Annotated in this window: 12 protein-coding genes and 1 tRNA gene; 12 read left to right on the top strand and 1 reads right to left on the bottom strand. The window is 55.8% G+C overall.

The window, feature by feature from the left end:
- Positions 1 to 51: 51 nt before the first annotated feature.
- Positions 52 to 1,095, bottom strand: coding sequence for an adenosine deaminase (locus AC2T9U_RS03535; RefSeq protein WP_493696653.1), 1,044 nt, complete (start codon positions 1,093 to 1,095; stop codon positions 52 to 54).
- A gap of 158 nt (positions 1,096 to 1,253) precedes the next feature.
- Between AC2T9U_RS03535 and AC2T9U_RS03540 the strand changes: the two genes are divergently transcribed.
- The 12 genes from AC2T9U_RS03540 (at position 1,254) to fusA (ending at position 17,457) form a co-directional block, all read left to right on the top strand.
- A tRNA-Trp gene (locus AC2T9U_RS03540) sits at positions 1,254 to 1,326 on the top strand.
- Positions 1,327 to 1,435: 109 nt separating this feature from the next.
- Positions 1,436 to 1,672, top strand: coding sequence for a preprotein translocase subunit SecE (gene secE, locus AC2T9U_RS03545; RefSeq protein WP_258553182.1), 237 nt, complete (start codon positions 1,436 to 1,438; stop codon positions 1,670 to 1,672).
- Between the two features lie 210 nt (positions 1,673 to 1,882).
- Positions 1,883 to 2,947, top strand: a complete 1,065-nt coding sequence (gene nusG / locus AC2T9U_RS03550; protein WP_493696654.1) for a transcription termination/antitermination protein NusG — start codon at positions 1,883 to 1,885, stop codon at positions 2,945 to 2,947.
- 87 nt (positions 2,948 to 3,034) lie between these two features.
- Positions 3,035 to 3,466: a 50S ribosomal protein L11 gene (gene rplK / locus AC2T9U_RS03555; RefSeq protein WP_115030911.1), complete on the top strand. Its 432-nt coding sequence runs from the start codon at positions 3,035 to 3,037 to the stop codon at positions 3,464 to 3,466.
- A 265-nt stretch (positions 3,467 to 3,731) separates the two neighbouring features.
- Positions 3,732 to 4,427: a 50S ribosomal protein L1 gene (gene rplA, locus AC2T9U_RS03560; RefSeq protein ID WP_028326559.1), complete on the top strand. Its 696-nt coding sequence runs from the start codon at positions 3,732 to 3,734 to the stop codon at positions 4,425 to 4,427.
- Positions 4,428 to 4,791: 364 nt separating this feature from the next.
- On the top strand, positions 4,792 to 5,340 hold the full coding sequence (gene rplJ / locus AC2T9U_RS03565; protein ID WP_208303695.1) for a 50S ribosomal protein L10: 549 nt from the start codon (positions 4,792 to 4,794) through the stop codon (positions 5,338 to 5,340).
- Positions 5,341 to 5,450: 110 nt separating this feature from the next.
- Positions 5,451 to 5,837 (top strand): 50S ribosomal protein L7/L12, encoded by a 387-nt coding sequence (gene rplL, locus AC2T9U_RS03570; protein ID WP_028326557.1) that lies wholly within the window; start codon positions 5,451 to 5,453, stop codon positions 5,835 to 5,837.
- A gap of 513 nt (positions 5,838 to 6,350) precedes the next feature.
- On the top strand, positions 6,351 to 9,836 hold the full coding sequence (gene rpoB / locus AC2T9U_RS03575) for a DNA-directed RNA polymerase subunit beta (protein WP_028326556.1): 3,486 nt from the start codon (positions 6,351 to 6,353) through the stop codon (positions 9,834 to 9,836).
- A 156-nt stretch (positions 9,837 to 9,992) separates the two neighbouring features.
- On the top strand, positions 9,993 to 13,877 hold the full coding sequence (locus AC2T9U_RS03580) for a DNA-directed RNA polymerase subunit beta' (RefSeq protein WP_115030909.1): 3,885 nt from the start codon (positions 9,993 to 9,995) through the stop codon (positions 13,875 to 13,877).
- Between the two features lie 490 nt (positions 13,878 to 14,367).
- Positions 14,368 to 14,742: a 30S ribosomal protein S12 gene (gene rpsL, locus AC2T9U_RS03585; RefSeq protein ID WP_028326554.1), complete on the top strand. Its 375-nt coding sequence runs from the start codon at positions 14,368 to 14,370 to the stop codon at positions 14,740 to 14,742.
- Positions 14,742 to 15,212 (top strand): 30S ribosomal protein S7, encoded by a 471-nt coding sequence (gene rpsG / locus AC2T9U_RS03590; RefSeq protein ID WP_028326553.1) that lies wholly within the window; start codon positions 14,742 to 14,744, stop codon positions 15,210 to 15,212. Before rpsL ends, rpsG begins: the two co-directional genes overlap by 1 nt.
- A gap of 130 nt (positions 15,213 to 15,342) precedes the next feature.
- Complete coding sequence (gene fusA / locus AC2T9U_RS03595; protein WP_115030907.1) at positions 15,343 to 17,457, top strand: elongation factor G; 2,115 nt, start codon at positions 15,343 to 15,345, stop codon at positions 17,455 to 17,457.
- Positions 17,458 to 17,475 lie beyond the last annotated feature (18 nt).

Consider the following 17,475-nt stretch of genomic DNA (forward strand, 5'->3'; position numbering starts at 1 on the left):
TTTGGTGTTAAAAGTGTCGTCACGCGAGGTGTGGCGGCACTTTTGTGTGGTTCATGGTGTTTCGGCAGGTGTGTTGATCCAGTTGTTGATGTCAGTGAGCATGCGGGTTTTGCTGCTGGTGGAGGCGGTTGAGGCGTAGACAGATCGGCGTGCGAGTTCTGCGAGTTCTTTGTCTGTGAAGCCGTGGTGGTTGCGTGCTATTTCGTATTGGGCTGCGAGACGGCTTCCGAAAAGGAGTGGATCGTCTGCGCCTAGGGCGATGTGTGCACCTGCTTCATAGAGCGTTCTTAGGGGGAGGGCGGCGGTGTTGTTGTATACGCCGAGGGCTACGTTGCTTCCGGGGCAGATTTCGAATCCGACTCCTTTATCGATGGCGCGTTGGAGTAGGTGGGGGTCTTCAGCTGCTCGAACGCCATGGCCGAAGCGATGCGGGTGGAGTGAATCGAGGATGTGGGCGAGGTGGTCTGGGCCTAGGAGTTCTCCTCCGTGTGGTACCAGGGTGAGTCCTGCGCGGGCGGCAATACGAAATGCGGGAGCAAATTCGCTTGTTTCGCCGCGACGCTCGTCGTTCGATAGGCCGAAACCGATGACCTGCCCGGGGCCGTCGCCGGCGTATCGGGCGGCGAGGCGTGCCAGAGCTCTTGCGTCTAGTGGGTGTCGGGTGCGGCTGGCTGCAACGATGACGCCGATTTCGATACCGAGTTCTGCGTGGGCTTTGCGTGCTTCGTCGAGGATTATTTCGAGGGCGGGGGTGATCCCTCCGAGGTGTGTGGCGTAGCCAGTGGGGTCAACTTGAAGCTCAAGTCTGCGTGATCCTTCGGCGGCGTCGTCTTCGGCTGCTTCATGTAGGACGCGGCGGATATCGCTTTCGGTTGTGATGCAGGCGCGGGCTGCTTCGTAGAGGCGTTGGAATCTGAACCAGCCGCGGCCTTCTGTGTCGGCCAATTGTGGTGGCCAGTTGTTTGTCAGGGCCCGGGGGAGTCGAATGCCGTGTTTGGCTGCGAGGTCTAGAAGGGTGTCGAATCTCATTGAGCCGGTAAAGTGCAGGTGTAGGTGGGTTTTGGGTAGGGCTGTTAGAGATCGAGGAGAGGTCACGGTTTTATCGTGCCATTGGGTGCGTGGCGGATTGTGTCTATTGCGATGGGGTAGTTGCGGTGGGGAGAGTTCATGGGTGACTTGGACTCCAAGGTTCCGTTGGCGTAAGCTCGGTTCCCGGATGCAGTCGTTGCGGTTTCCGCTCGGATTTCATCCGTAGGGCAGTGGCTCAATTGGTAGAGCACCGGTCTCCAAAACCGGCGGTTGGGGGTTCGAGTCCCTCCTGCCCTGCGTTGCAACGTCAGGAAACAGGCCGACGTCAGGACGACATCGCGGACCGCTAGGTGCGGCGTCGGCGATCGAGAGATGAGGACCTGTGGCGAACCAAAAGACAGCCCCAGTGGGGAGCTCTCAGGGGCAGCCTGTTAGAAGCAATCTGTTCACTAGGTTTTTCGCCTCGATTGCGTTGTTTTTCCGTCAGGTCTTTGATGAGCTGGGTAAAGTAGTTCGTCCGTCGCGAGAAGAGCTCGCGCGGTATACGGCTACGGTGATCGTCTTTGTGACGATTGTGATGCTTTTTGTTTTTGGTCTGGACTGGGTGTTTACTCGCCTGGTTTTCTGGATCTTCGCGGAGTGACGTGCCTGGGAGGCTTTACCCTTTTCAAGCACGGTCTCTGAACGTTTGAAACGGCCCCGCAGTGATGCGAGGGCCGTTCTTGTAAGCCCGGTGCCCTTTGTGTGGCGGGCGCGCTGCCGGTCTGCCGGTCGTTGCGCCGTCCGGGATTTCGCACACAATGTCAACAGCAATGTCTGCACGGACGAAGCGCAGGAAAAGGTAGGCAGCGACGTGTCACAGGACTGGACCCCCAGCGAGAGCGATGAGGCCGAAGTTCGCGATCAGGTGAGCGAGGCGACGGCTGCGGATGCCCCGGAGGGCATGACCCAGGATCCGGAAACGGATGTTATTTCGGATGGGGACGCTCTCGTGGACGCGGTTTCCGACAGTGTCGAAGACGCTGAGTACGGGGACACTCCGGCCGAAACTATCTCTGAAGAGGTTAGCGAGGCTGAGGATGGCGCAGTAGAAGGTGAAGCTGAGCTAGAGGTTGAGCAGGAGCTGACGGAGCTCGCCGAGGACGTTGAAGCAGAGCTTGCTGAGGAGGCTGAAGCCGAGGAAGCGGCACTGGAGGTTGCTTCTGGCGACATGGTCACTGAAGCCGGTGATGCTGCTGATATCGCGGCTGCTGCAGCTGTTCGTGAAGACGTGAAAGCTAGCACTGAGGATGACCCAGTTGAAGCCCTGCGTCAGGAGCTTCGTTTCGCTGAAGGTGACTGGTATGTCATTCATTCGTACGCCGGTTATGAGAACCGGGTGAAGCAGAACTTGGAGCAGCGGGCCCAGTCGCTGAATCTTGAGGATTACATCTTCCAGGCTGAGGTGCCGATGGAAGAGGTCACCGAGATCAAGAACGGTCAGCGCAAGAAGGTACGGCGCGTGCGTGTTCCTGGTTATGTCTTGGTTCGTATGGATCTGACCGATGAGAGCTGGGGCGCAGTGCGTCACACTCCTGGTGTGACCGGTTTTGTTGGTAACGCTTACTCGCCGGTGCCTTTGAGCATGGATGAAGTTGTCTCGATGCTGGCTCCTGCTGTGGAAGCGAAGCCCGAACCTGTGGCTGAAGTTGAGGATGAATCCTTGGAGTCGGCTGCGGCTAACGCTGCAAACGTGGTCCAGTACGATGTCGATTTCGAGATCGGTGAGTCGGTTACTGTGATGGAGGGACCGTTCGAAACGATGCCCGCCACAATCTCCGACATCCTGCCTGAACAGCAGAAATTGAAGGTGCTTGTGTCGATCTTTGGCCGGGAAACGCCGGTCGAGCTGTCGTTCAACCAGGTCGCCAAGATCTGAGCGTGAACGTTTTCCGTGAAGTAATCGCTTCGCGGACTGCAACCGGGTCATCGCCCATGGCGTGGGCCCACGAGATAAGGAAGTGCTATGGCTCCCAAGAAGAAGGTTTCTGGATTCATTAAGTTGCAGATCCAGGCGGGTGCTGCCTCGCCGGCGCCGCCGGTTGGTCCGGCCCTGGGACAGCATGGTGTGAACATCATGGAGTTCGTCAAGGCGTACAACGCTGCGACGGAATCTCAGCGCGGAAGCGTGATCCCTGTTGAGATCACTGTCTACGAAGACCGTACCTTCACGTTCGTTACGAAGACCCCGCCGGCTGCGGAGCTCATTAAGAAGGCTGCTGGTGTTCCTAAGGGATCCGGTACTCCGCACACCACTAAGGTGGGCAAGCTTACGCAGGACCAGGTGCGTGCCATTGCTGAGCAGAAGATGCAGGATCTGAATGCTCATGAGATCGACCAGGCAATGAAGATCATCGCTGGCACCGCCCGTTCCATGGGTATTGAAGTTCAGGACTGAGTTCTGGGTGTAGCTCTGATATGTGTTGATGCGCGTTCACGCCAGCGCGCATCAACACATCTGTCAGATTTGCTGCGACGTTTGTTGCAGCGGCATGATGTTTCGATGGCTCGTCCTGCTCAGCGTCCTTGTCACGCTAAGCGCAGGATGTGGTCTAAGTCGTTATGAAGCGACAGTGGAAGGGTCCAGCGCGGCCCGCACCACGACTCCAAGGACTTTTTGTCCGCCTTATATGTTCTCTGAGTTTCAGAGAGAAGGAGCAGTTATGAAGCGCAGCAAGGCATACCGCGAGGCAGCTGAAAAGATCGGTTCGCGTCAGTACTCGCCGATCGAGGCTATTCGCCTAGCGAAAGAGACGGCTTCCACAAAGTTCGACGCCACGGTTGAGGTCGCGTTGCGTCTTGGGGTTGACCCGCGTAAAGCAGACCAGATGGTTCGCGGCACGGTTAACTTGCCTAACGGCACCGGTAAAACTGCACGCGTGTTGGTTTTCGCCACGGGTGCGAACGCAGACGCAGCTCGCGAAGCTGGCGCTGATTTTGTTGGTTCTGACGACATGCTGGAGAAAGTCCAGGGTGGTTGGCTGGACTTCGACGCTGTTGTCGCGACTCCTGACTTGATGGGTAAGGTTGGGCGCCTGGGTAAGGTTCTTGGTCCTCGTGGCCTTATGCCTAACCCGAAAACGGGCACGGTGACGATGAACGTCGCCAAAGCTGTCTCTGACATTAAGGGCGGAAAGATTGAGTTCCGCGTCGACAAGCACAGCAACCTTCACTTCATCATCGGTAAGGCTTCTTTCACAGAGGAGCAGCTGCTTGAGAACTACAGCGCTGCTATTGAGGAAGTTGCTCGTTTGAAGCCGTCTGCTTCCAAGGGGCGTTACGTTTCTAAGGCAACGATGGCTACCACGAACAGCCCTGGCATTTCGCTTGACTTGGGCAAAATGCGTGACGCGGAGTGATGAGTCACTCGCGTAATCGTCTGTGAGTCTTCGAAGAGCCTTGGTGTGTTGACGCCAAGGCTCTTCGTTATAGGTGTGCGTTGTTGATTTGAATAACTAGGTCTGATTCACCTACTGTTGATGAGACCCATGACCGCCGGTTGTGGGATTCGTTCCGTTTCTTCGTGGCGAACTTTGTAGTCACGAAGTCCCGGAAGGAATTCCGCGTAAACGCCCATCCGGGCAACCAGCGTAGGCCGCTAGAGTTGTTTGCTACCTATGAAAGGTGGCTATGCTCCCGTGTCCTGCGCCGGGAGCTTTTTTCATGCGTCAACGAGGCTCCGCCTCGGTTGGGATGCCGGCTCGAACCCATGAAGGAGGCCATATGGCAACGCCCGCAAAGCAGGCAGCCATCGCCGAGCTCGAGGAGAAATTCCGCGAGTCCGGTGCGGCCGTGCTGACCGAGTACCGGGGTCTGACTGTCGCGCAGCTTGCTGAGCTGCGCACTCAGTTGCGCCCCAATGGTTCGTACTCGGTGGTGAAGAACACGCTGACGCAGATCGCGGCTACGAATGCTGGTGTTACGGCATTTGATGGCAAGCTCTCGGGTCCGACAGCTGTCGCATTCGTTTCCGGTGACCCGGTGGCGGCTGCAAAGACGTTGCGTGACTTCGCCAAGGCCAACGACAAGCTCGTTATTAAGGGTGCTGTCCTTGACGGTAAGACCCTTAGTGCTGAGGAAGTTGCTCAGCTCGCGGACCTCGAGTCCCGCGAGGTGCTACTTGCCAAGTTGGCGGGTGGCATGAAGGCCAAGATCAGCCAGGCTGCTTACATGTTCGTCGCTCCGCTTTCCAAGGCGGCGCGCACGGTCGACGCTCTTCGCGCCAAGACTGCCGAGGGCACACCTTCGGCAGACGAGGCTGCTGCCGAGTGATCATTCCGGTGTCCTCACCGGTTTTTTCCGCGTTCGTAAGAGCGCAGCGATGTGCGGTCTAGTTGGCCCTGCATCGAGCAAACGTAGTGACATCAGGAAGGACCATCACCATGGCCAAGCTTTCCACCGAGGAGCTCCTCGCCCAGTTCGAAGAAATGACCCTTATCGAGCTCTCTGAGTTCGTCAAGGCGTTCGAGGAGAAGTTCGACGTTACCGCTGCTGCTCCGGCTGCTGTGGCTGTTGCTGCTCCGGCTGCAGGTGGCGACGCCGCTGCTGCCGAGGAGAAGGACGAGTTTGACGTCATCCTCGAGTCCGCTGGCGACAAGAAGATCCAGGTCATCAAAGAGGTTCGTGCACTTACCTCCCTCGGCCTGAAGGAAGCCAAGGACCTCGTTGACGGCGCTCCGAAGGCTGTCCTCGAAGGCGCAAAGAAGGATGACGCTGAGAAGGCTAAGGCTGCCCTGGAGGGCGCTGGCGCCACCGTCACGCTTAAGTGATTGTTGCGGGGTAACCCGCTCTTTCTCTGAGTGAAGGCAGGATAAATCGTCAGATTTATCCTGCCTTCACTGTGTTTGCGGTGGGGGAGTTAGAGGTTTTAAGGGTTCTTATCCTGGGGGAACCGGTGATGTGTCTTGACGTTAATTTGGATTTTACAGATAAAGTAGGTATGCTAACGCTTTGCGCTGCCCATGTGCTTCTTGGCTTCACCTCTAGTTTTTGTGTGTCCTGACTTACGTTGAAACACATAGAGACTGACAGGTAAAAGGCCAGTTCACGGGTCGTGTATCGAAGCGTAGATCGGTCAGCCTGCTGTGGTCGACATGATTACACCGTCGGGATATGTCATGGATGACACCGACAACGGTGGACGGTCGCCGTTCTAAGTCCTTCGGGGCTAAGGGTGGGCTACGCCTTGTGCATGTTCCTCGTGATCGTTAGTCGAAGCTAAGACTGCATGGTCTGCAGGCGCGCGACCGCCGTCAACCACAGGCCTTGCGGAAGGACCATCCTTGGCTTCCTCGCGTATTGCGACCCAGAAGATGTCGAGCGCCATCACCCCCTCAGGGCGGGTGTCGTTCGCGAAGATTCGCGAACCCCTCGAAGTACCTGACCTTCTTGCTCTCCAAACGGAGAGCTTTGACTGGTTGCTTGGTAACGAGAGATGGCAGGATCGAGTTGCGGAGGCCCTCGAGGCTGGCCGGAACGATGTGGCCGAGCACTCCGGCCTCGAAGAGATCTTTGAAGAGATCTCGCCTATCGAAGACTTCTCGGGTTCGATGTCCCTCTCGTTCCGTGATCACCGGTTCGAAGAGATGAAGTACTCCCTTGAGGAGTGTAAAGAAAAGGACATGACGTACAGCGCTCCGCTGTTCGTCACTGCCGAGTTCATGAATAACACGACTGGCGAAATTAAAAGCCAGACCGTGTTCATGGGTGACTTCCCACTCATGACAGATCAAGGCACCTTCATCATTAACGGCACCGAGCGTGTCGTTGTTTCGCAGCTGGTGCGCAGCCCTGGTGCATATTTCGAGTCTGCGCCAGATAAAACCAGCGACAAAGACATTTTCACTGCCAAGATCATCCCGAGCCGTGGGGCCTGGCTCGAATTCGAGATTGACAAGCGTGACCAGGTTGGCGTTCGTGTTGATCGCAAGCGCAAGCAATCTGTCACGGTACTCCTTAAAGCACTAGGCTGGACCGACGCTCAGATCCTTGAAGAGTTTGGTGAGTACGACTCCATGCGTGCCACCCTCGAAAAGGACAACACCGCTTCGCAGGATGAAGCCCTTCTTGACATCTACCGCAAGCTGCGTCCGGGTGAACCTCCGACCAAGGAAGCAGCTCAGAACCTCCTTAACAATCTGTACTTCAACCCCAAGCGTTATGACCTTGCCAAGGTCGGCCGTTACAAGGTCAACAAGAAGCTCGGTATTGAAACAGATCGGGCAGTCAACACTCTGACTGTCGAAGACATCGTCGCAACGATTAAATACCTGGTAGCGCTGCACGCAGGAGAAACATCTCTGCCAGGGCACCGTGACGGCAAAGACGTGGCTGTTCGCGTCGAAACGGATGACATCGATCACTTCGGAAACCGTCGTCTTCGCAGCGTTGGTGAACTTATTCAGAACCAGGTCCGTACAGGCCTGTCGCGCATGGAGCGTGTTGTCCGTGAGCGCATGACGACGCAAGACGTTGAGGCAATCACGCCGCAAACGTTGATCAACATCCGTCCTGTTGTTGCCTCTATCCGTGAGTTCTTTGGCACGAGCCAGCTGTCTCAGTTCATGGATCAGAACAACCCACTTGCAGGACTGACGCACAAACGTCGTCTTTCTGCACTTGGTCCTGGTGGTCTTTCTCGCGACCGCGCTGGCATGGAAGTTCGTGACGTTCACCCGTCGCACTACGGACGTATGTGCCCCATTGAGACCCCTGAAGGTCCGAACATCGGTCTTATCGGTGCTTTGGCTTCCTACGCTCGCATCAACCCCTTCGGTTTTATCGAGACGCCTTACCGTAAGTGCGAGTTCGGAGCAGTCACGGATGAGGTTCACTATCTGTCCGCAGACGAAGAAGACGAGTTCATCATCGCTCAGGCAAATGCCCCGATCGGTGAAGACGGAAAATTCGTTGAGGAGCGTGTGCTAGCTCGCCGTAAAGGCGGCGAATCTGACGATGTTCCAGCCGAAGACATTGACTACATGGATGTCTCGCCGCGTCAGATGGTTTCTGCTGCAACAGCGCTTATCCCCTTCCTGGAGCACGATGACGCCAACCGTGCCCTGATGGGAGCTAACATGCAGCGCCAGGCAGTGCCGCTGGTGCGCAGTGAAGCTCCTTTTGTGGGCACTGGTATGGAGTACCGCGCAGCCCTCGACTCTGGTGATGTTGTTCGTGCCAAGGCTGCTGGTGTGGTCACTCGAGTGACCGCGGATCTCGTCGATGTCACCGGTGATGACGGTTCCTACCTCACATATCGCATCGATAAGTTCCGCCGCTCTAACCAGGGCACTTGTTACAACCAACGCGTCGTGGTGAATGAAGGTGACCGCGTCGAACTTGGCGAAGTCATTGCTGATGGTCCTGCGACTGCCGGTGGCGAGATGAGCCTTGGACGTAACCTCCTTGTGGCATTTATGCCATGGGAAGGCTACAACTACGAAGACGCCATCATCCTGTCTCAGCGACTAGTCCAGGATGACGTCCTTTCTTCGATCCACATCGAAGAACACGAAGTCGATGCCCGTGATACCAAGCTCGGCCCAGAAGAAATCACTCGAGACATCCCCAACGTTTCTGAGGATGTACTTGCTGATCTCGATGAACGCGGCATCATCCGTATCGGTGCCGAAGTTCGTGACGGTGACCTGCTCGTCGGAAAGGTCACTCCCAAGGGTGAAACCGAGCTGACTCCGGAAGAGCGCTTGCTTCGCGCCATCTTTGGTGAGAAAGCCCGCGAGGTGCGGGACACCTCTCTTAAAGTTCCACACGGTGAAACGGGAACGGTCATTGGTGTCAAGGTCTTTGACCGTGAAGAGGGAGATGAACTTCCACCAGGCGTGAACCAGCTTGTGCGCGTCTATGTCGCAAACAAGCGCAAGATCACAGTAGGTGACAAGCTTTCTGGACGTCACGGAAACAAGGGTGTTATCAGCCGCATCATGCCGGTTGAAGACATGCCCTTCTTGGAAGACGGCACGCCTGTTGACATCATCCTTAACCCGCTGGGCGTTCCTGGTCGTATGAACATCGGTCAGGTGCTTGAAATTCACCTTGGGTGGATCGCAAGCCGCGGATGGGACATCGAGGGTGATCCCGACTGGGCACGCATGATCCCTGAAGACGGTCGCACTGCTCCTGCTTTGACCCGCGTTGCTACGCCTGTTTTTGATGGCGCAACAGAGGAAGAAATCCGAGGTCTGCTTGGATCGACACTTCCTACCCGGGATGGACAGCGTCTTGTTGCTACTGACGGAAAAGCGCGCCTCTTCGATGGTCGCTCCGGTGAGCCTTACCCTGATCCCATCGCAGTGGGATACATGTACATCCTGAAGCTGCACCACCTGGTCGATGACAAGATCCACGCCCGTAGCACAGGCCCGTACTCCATGATCACGCAGCAGCCACTGGGCGGTAAGGCCCAGTTCGGTGGTCAGCGCTTTGGTGAAATGGAAGTGTGGGCGCTGGAGGCTTACGGTGCCGCATATGCGCTGCAGGAACTTCTCACGATCAAATCTGACGACGTCAATGGTCGCGTGAAGGTGTATGAGGCCATTGTGAAGGGTGAGAACATTCCCGAGCCGGGCATCCCGGAATCGTTCAAGGTTCTCATCAAAGAAATGCAGTCTTTGTGCCTGAATGTGGAAGTTCTTTCTACGGACGGCACTGAGATCGACCTCCGTGAGCCGGAGCAGGAAGTATTCCGCGCAGCTGATGAGCTCGGAATCGACCTGTCCCGCCGCGAGCCCAGCACGGTCGAAGAGGTCTAATGACCTCGATCACTGGGGCGACGTAGTTGCCCCAGTGATCCGGACGCAGCGCCTCGTACGTCTGTACGAGGCATCTTCGCCGGTCAGAGATTCCAATCTCGATCGGCCAACGTGAACTTGCGACCTACACCTCATACTGACGAGAGAAGGACACACGTGCTCGACGTCAACTACTTTGACGAGCTGCGTATCGGCCTGGCCAGCGCGGATGATATCCGTACTTGGAGCCATGGCGAGGTGAAAAAGCCCGAGACGATTAACTACCGCACGCTTAAGCCAGAAAAGGACGGTCTTTTCTGCGAGCGTATTTTTGGTCCGACCCGTGACTGGGAATGCTACTGCGGTAAGTACAAGCGGGTGCGCTTTAAAGGAATCATCTGCGAGCGCTGCGGCGTCGAGGTGACCCGCTCTAGTGTGCGCCGCGAGCGGATGGGGCACATTGAGCTAGCCGCTCCTGTGACACATATTTGGTACTTCAAGGGTGTTCCAAGCCGCTTGGGCTACCTGCTTGATTTGGCCCCGAAAGACCTTGAAAAGGTCATCTACTTCGCGGCTTACATGATCACCAGCGTTGACGAGGAAGCGCGCCACCGTGATCTTCCTTCTCTCGAAGCTCAAATCGAGGTTGAGAAAAAGAGCCTTGAGAACGCGCGTGACGCCAAGATTGAAGAGCGAGCAAAAAAGCTCGAGGCAGATATTGCAGAGCTTGAAGCAGAAGGCGCTAAAGGCGATGTTCGCCGCAAAGTGCGTGATTCCGCAGAACGTGAGATGAACTCCATCCGCAAGAAAGCGGATAAAGAAGCAGAACGCCTTGACCAGGTATGGACCCGGTTCAAGAACCTCAAGGTGCAAGACCTTGAAGGTGACGAAATGCTCTACCGCGAAATGCGTGACCGCTTCGGCATGTATTTCGAGGGATCCATGGGTGCAGCTGCGCTGCAGAAGCGCCTGGAGACTTTTGATCTTGAGGCTGAAGCTGAGCAGCTACGTGAGATCATTCAGACCGGAAAAGGTCAGAAAAAAACGCGTGCCATTAAGCGTCTTCGTGTTGTCACAGCTTTCCAAACCACGGATAACAATCCCAATGGCATGGTTTTGGACTGCATTCCGGTTATTCCGCCGGATTTGCGTCCGATGGTGCAGTTGGATGGTGGCCGCTTTGCGACCTCTGACCTGAATGATCTGTACCGACGGGTTATTAACCGCAATAACCGCCTCAAGCGTCTCCTTGATCTTGGTGCTCCCGAGATCATCGTGAATAACGAGAAGCGGATGCTGCAGGAGGCTGTTGACGCGCTCTTCGACAACGGTCGTCGTGGTCGCCCTGTTACCGGGCCAGGTAACCGTCCTCTTAAGTCCCTTTCGGACATGTTGAAGGGGAAGCAGGGACGTTTCCGTCAGAACTTGCTGGGTAAGCGTGTTGACTACTCTGGTCGTTCTGTCATCGTGGTCGGTCCGACTTTGAAGCTGCACCAGTGTGGTCTGCCCAAGCAGATGGCATTGGAGCTCTTCAAACCTTTTGTGATGAAGCGCTTGGTCGATCTGGACCACGCACAGAACATCAAGAGCGCCAAGCGCATGGTGGAGCGGTCACGACCGCAGGTGTGGGATGTTCTCGAAGAGGTCATTACTGAGCACCCTGTCTTGTTGAACCGTGCACCTACGCTGCACCGACTTGGTATTCAGGCTTTTGAGCCCCAACTGGTCGAAGGTAAAGCTATTAAGCTCCACCCGCTTGTGTGTGGCGCCTTCAACGCGGACTTCGACGGCGACCAGATGGCAGTCCATGTGCCGCTTTCGCCAGAGGCTCAGGCTGAGGCTCGAATTCTCATGCTCAGCAGCAATAACATCCTTAAGCCATCGGATGGCCGACCGGTGACGATGCCTTCTCAGGACATGATTATCGGCCTATTCCACCTCACCAGTATTCGTGAGGATGGGCCTGGTGCTGGCAGGGCATTCCGCTCCGCAGAGGAAGCGCAGATGGCTTTCGATGCTGGCGAAATTCATCTCGGATCGTCCGTGAAGATCAGGATCGATGATTTCGTCCCGGGGCTAGGGGAAGCGGCACCGGAAGGGTTGGTTCCCAATGCCAATGGCCGTTTCGATGGTGTTGTCATTGAAACGACTCTGGGGCGCTACATTTTCAACACAGCATTGCCTGTGGATTACCCATGGGTTGAAGAACCAGTTGACAAGAAAAAGCTTGGCGCCATTGTCAACGACCTTGCAGAGCGGTACAGCAAGGTTCAGGTTGCGGCCAGCCTCGATGCCCTGAAGGAGCTCGGCTACTACTGGGGTACTCGCTCAGGTGCGACTGTCGCCGTGGCTGACGTGGTTATGCCTCCGAACAAGGATGAGATCCTTAGCCAGTACGAGTCCAAAGCAGAGAAAGTTCAGACGCAATTCGAGCGCGGTCTTTTGACTGACGAGGAACGCCGTCAAGAGCTGATTGAAATTTGGACTGAGGGAACCAACAAGGTTGCTTCTGCTATGCAGGAGAACTTCCCCAAGCTAAACCCGATCTATCGGATGGTTTCTTCGGGGGCACGTGGTAACTGGTTCCAGCTCCGTCAGATCGCTGGAATGCGTGGATTGATGGCAAACCCGAAGGGTGAAATCATTCCGCGTCCGATTATGTCGAACTTCCGTGAAGGCCTTTCGGTTCTCGAGTTCTTCATTTCTACTCACGGTGCTCGTAAGGGTCTTGCAGACACCGCTCTTCGTACAGCGGACTCTGGATACCTCACGCGTCGTCTCGTTGACGTTTCTCAGGATGTCATCATCCGTGAGCACGACTGCGGAACGATGCGTGGCCTTACCTTGCCTATCGCAGTGAGGAACAGTGAAGGCGAGCTTGTACTTGATGAGAATGTTGAGTCTGCTGTTTATGCAAGGACTCTCGCCGAAGACGTAGTGAAAGATGGCGAGGTTCTCGCCTCTGCTGGAGCCGACGTTGGCGATGTGCTAATCGCGAGGTTGGTTGAGGCAGGAGTTGAGCAGGTTAAGGTTCGATCAGTTCTTACGTGTGATAGTCATGTCGGTACCTGTGCCTTGTGCTACGGCCGTTCTTTGGCTACCGGAAAGCTCGTTGAGATTGGTGAAGCAGTAGGTATCATCGCTGCGCAATCGATTGGCGAGCCTGGTACTCAGCTCACCATGCGTACCTTCCACACTGGTGGTGCTGCAGGAGATGACATCACCCAGGGTCTTCCGCGTGTTGTCGAGCTATTCGAAGCACGTACACCCAAGGGTGTCGCTCCGATCATTGAGACTGCCGGCCGTGTGGAAATCGAAGAAACGGATAAGTCTCGCCGCATCCTGATTACGCCGGATGATGGTTCTGAGGAGCAGGCTTACCCCGTCTCGAAGCGCGCTCGTTTGTTGGTTAACAATGGTGATCACGCCGAGATTGGTGCACGAGTCGTCGCGGGACCAGTGGACCCCAAACAGGTATTGCGTATCTTGGGTCCGCGTGCGGTTCAGATCCACCTTGTGGAGGAAGTGCAGGGCGTCTATCGTCAGCAGGGTGTGTCCATCCACGACAAGCACATCGAGGTCATTGTTCGGCAGATGCTTCGCCGAGTGACAATTATCGAGGCTGGAGATGCAGATCTGTTGCCAGGTTCGATGGCTGAGCGTGGTCACTTCGAGTTGGAAAACCGACGAGTTGTTGCCGAGGGTGGCAAGCCTGCTTCGGGTCGACCTGAGCTGATGGGTATTACGAAAGCTTCGCTTGCTACTGACTCGTGGCTTTCGGCAGCCTCTTTCCAGGAGACCACTCGAGTGCTTACCGATGCGGCGATTAATGCTAAGTCTGACCCGCTCCTTGGTCTTAAGGAGAACGTCATTCTCGGTAAGCTCATTCCTGCAGGTACCGGGCTTACCCAGTACCGGAACACGCGAGTTGAGCCTACCGAGGAAGCGAAAGCAACGATGTATTCGTTGCCGGATTATCAGCAGTTCGACTATCCAGTCTTCGGTCCAGGATCGGGCGAAGCTGTTCGGTTGGACGATGCATCGCTTGGATTTAGCGACTGATGACTTTCGGCTAATCTGCCGTTAAGTCCCTTATAGGGCTGGGCCCCGCACTCAGTGCGGGGCCCAGCCCTATAAGTTTGAGGGTTTGATTGAAAGGTTCAACACGCCCGACCGCGTGGGTCGGATGCTCTTTTTACGACTGTATCCTCACAGGTAATCGCACTGTATATATGTATATGGCGTGTGTGACGTGTTCAAATTTGGTTCGGGTTCTCTCTCGGCCTTACTCTTGAGGTGCATGGGTCTGGGCAGTTGTGCCCACGTGAAGTAAAAGAGTTTCCTTAGTAACTCGGAGTGCCGTCAGGTGCGCCGCATATCTTCAGTGCGCAGGTTCTTAGATCCATGTCCTTTCGCCGGGCAGCTCGGGAGTTTCACTGGATGGATCTTTCGAGAAGTGCAGGGGAGAGCCACGGGTCCTAGGTGATTCGTGGAAACACCAAGGATGGCAAACCATCAAGGATTGCCGGATCACTACAGCAATGGAGTTTTTGTGCCCACCATTAACCAGCTCGTCCGCAAGGGCCGGCAGGATAAGGCCTCGAAGGTCAAGTCCCCGGCGCTGAAGGGCAACCCGCAGCGGCGTGGCGTTTGCAGCCGCGTCTACACCACGACGCCCAAGAAGCCGAACTCGGCTCTCCGTAAGGTTGCTCGTGTGAAGCTCACTTCGGGTGTTGAGGTAACCGCTTACATCCCTGGCGTTGGCCACAACTTGCAGGAGCACTCGATCGTGCTCGTGCGTGGTGGACGTGTTAAGGACCTTCCTGGCGTTCGTTACAAGATCATTCGTGGCTCGCTTGACACCCAGGGTGTAAAGAACCGGAGCCAGGCTCGCAGCCGTTACGGTGCAAAGAGGGAGAAGAAGTAATGCCTCGTAAAGGTCCTGCTCCCAAGCGCCCTATTATGTCTGACCCTGTTTACGGGTCTCCGCTGGTCACCCAGCTCGTCAACAAGATCCTGTTGGACGGTAAAAAGTCCACCGCAGAACGCATTGTTTATGGTGCGCTCGAAGGGTGCCGTGAAAAAACGGGAACTGACCCAGTTGCCATCCTCAAGCGTGCTCTCGACAACATCAAGCCGACTCTTGAGGTGCGTAGCCGCCGTGTCGGTGGTGCGACCTATCAGGTTCCTGTTGAGGTCCGTGCTGGACGTTCAACCACGCTCGGTTTGCGCTGGTTGGTGGGTTACTCACGTCAGCGTCGCGAGAAGACGATGACCGAGCGACTTATGAATGAAATCCTTGACGCAAGTAACGGCCTTGGTGCCGCTGTGAAGCGTCGTGAGGACACCCACAAGATGGCGGAGTCCAACCGGGCCTTCGCTCACTACCGCTGGTAAGACGAATTTATTCTTCGGTGTCACTGGCTTTGAATTGGTTTGGTGGCACCGGAGGTAAGTTCCGCGGAAGGCCTGCGATTTCGGGCAGACCTGAGGCGACTGGGAAACACGAAACGAGACGAGAGATCACGTGGCACAGGATGTCCTCACAGACCTGAAGAAGGTCCGCAACATCGGCATCATGGCGCACATCGACGCCGGTAAGACGACGACGACGGAGCGCATCCTCTTCTATACAGGCGTCAACCACAAGTTGGGTGAAACCCACGATGGTGCTTCGACGACTGACTGGATGGAGCAGGAAAAAGAGCGGGGTATCACGATTACCTCGGCTGCTGTCACCTGTTTCTGGGAGGGTAACCAGATCAACATCATCGACACCCCCGGGCACGTCGACTTCACCGTTGAGGTAGAGCGTTCGCTTCGTGTCCTCGATGGCGCCGTCGCAGTGTTCGATGGCAAAGAAGGTGTCGAGCCTCAGTCTGAGACAGTGTGGCGTCAGGCTGATAAATATGACGTTCCCCGCATCTGCTTCGTCAACAAGATGGACAAGATGGGTGCGGACTTCTACTTCACGGTCCAGACGATTAAAGATCGTCTTGGTGCGGAGCCGCTCGTGCTGCAGCTCCCCATTGGTGCGGAATCTGACTTCCTTGGTGTGATTGACCTACTTCACAGCCGTGCACTTGTCTGGCCTGGTGACGCCAAGGGTGACGTGACTCTTGGGGCTAAGTACGAAATCCAGGAGATCCCTGAGGACCTTAAAGAAAAGGCTGAGGAATACCGCAGCCTCCTTGTTGAGCGCGTCGCTGAGAGCGATGACGAGCTCATGGAGAAGTACCTAGGTGGCGAAGAGCTTACGATTGACGAGCTCAAGGCTGGCATTCGCAAGCTTACGGTGAGCTCTGAGCTGTACCCGGTTCTCTGTGGTTCTGCCTTCAAGAACCGTGGTGTGCAGCCAATGTTGGATGCTGTCATCGACTACCTGCCAACACCAATGGATGTTGAGGCAGTCAAGGGACATAAAGTCGGGCACGAAGACGTTGAAATGGAGCGTCACCCCGACAAAGCCGAGCCATTCTCCGCTCTTGCCTTCAAGGTTGCGGCACACCCATTCTTTGGTACCCTCACGTTCGTTCGTGTGTACTCTGGGCGCATTAACGCAGGTAGCCAGGTCGTTAACTCGACTAAGGGCAAGAAAGAGCGTGTCGGCAAGCTTTTCCAGATGCATGCCAACAAGGAAAACCCTGTTGATGAGGCAGTGGCTGGAAACATCTACGCCATGGTCGGCCTGAAGGAAACGACAACAGGTGACACGTTGTGTGACCCAGACAATCAGATTGTTCTGGAGTCGATGACTTTCCCAGAGCCTGTTATCTCGGTTGCTATTGAGCCTAAGACCAAAGGTGACCAGGAGAAGCTCTCGACCGCTATTCAAAAGTTGGCGCAAGAGGACCCCACCTTCCAGGTCGAGCTTGATCAGGAATCTGGTCAGACCGTTATCAAGGGCATGGGTGAGCTTCACCTTGACATCCTTGTTGACCGCATGAAGCGTGAGTTCAAGGTTGAGGCCAACATCGGTAAGCCGCAGGTCGCTTACCGTGAGACCATCCGTCGCACGGTTGAGAAGTTCGACTACACCCACAAGAAGCAGACTGGTGGCTCCGGTCAGTTCGGTAAGGTGCAAATCACCTTTGAGCCTTTGGATACTGCCGAGGGTGAAATGTACGAATTCGAGAATGCGGTTACAGGTGGCCGTATTCCGCGTGAGTACATTCCAAGCGTTGACCACGGTATTCAGGACGCGCTTCAACACGGTGTGTTGGCTGGATATCCCATCGTGGGTGTGAAAGCAACCTTGATCGATGGCGCATACCACGATGTTGACTCGTCCGAAATGGCCTTCAAGATCGCTGGCTCGATGGCAACGAAGGAAGCTCTTCGTAAGGCAGACCCTGCCCTGCTTGAGCCAATGATGGCTGTTGAGGTTCGTACGCCCGAAGAGTACATGGGTGACGTTATCGGTGACATCAACTCTCGCCGTGGCCACATCCAGTCCATGGAAGACATCAGTGGCGCTAAGGTCGTTCGTGGCCTTGTACCACTGTCCGAGATGTTCGGGTACGTTGGTGACCTGCGTTCTAAGACGCAGGGCCGCGCTAACTACTCGATGCAGTTCGACTCGTACGCTGAAGTTCCCAAGAACGTCGCGGACGAGATCATCAAGAAGATGCGAGGCGAGTGAGGCGGGTACACTCACCCG

The organism is Dermatophilus sp. B7861-1, assembly GCF_058996045.1.

Excerpts from the sequence above, each read along its gene's own strand:
- rplK (WP_115030911.1), top strand. The coding sequence starts at position 3,035 with ATGGCTCCCAAGAAGAAGGTTTCTGGATTCATTAAGTTGCAGATCCAG.
- rplA (WP_028326559.1), top strand. The coding sequence starts at position 3,732 with ATGAAGCGCAGCAAGGCATACCGCGAGGCAGCTGAAAAGATCGGTTCG.
- rpsG (WP_028326553.1), top strand. The coding sequence starts at position 14,742 with ATGCCTCGTAAAGGTCCTGCTCCCAAGCGCCCTATTATGTCTGACCCT.
- rplJ (WP_208303695.1), top strand. The coding sequence starts at position 4,792 with ATGGCAACGCCCGCAAAGCAGGCAGCCATCGCCGAGCTCGAGGAGAAA.
- rplL (WP_028326557.1), top strand. The coding sequence starts at position 5,451 with ATGGCCAAGCTTTCCACCGAGGAGCTCCTCGCCCAGTTCGAAGAAATG.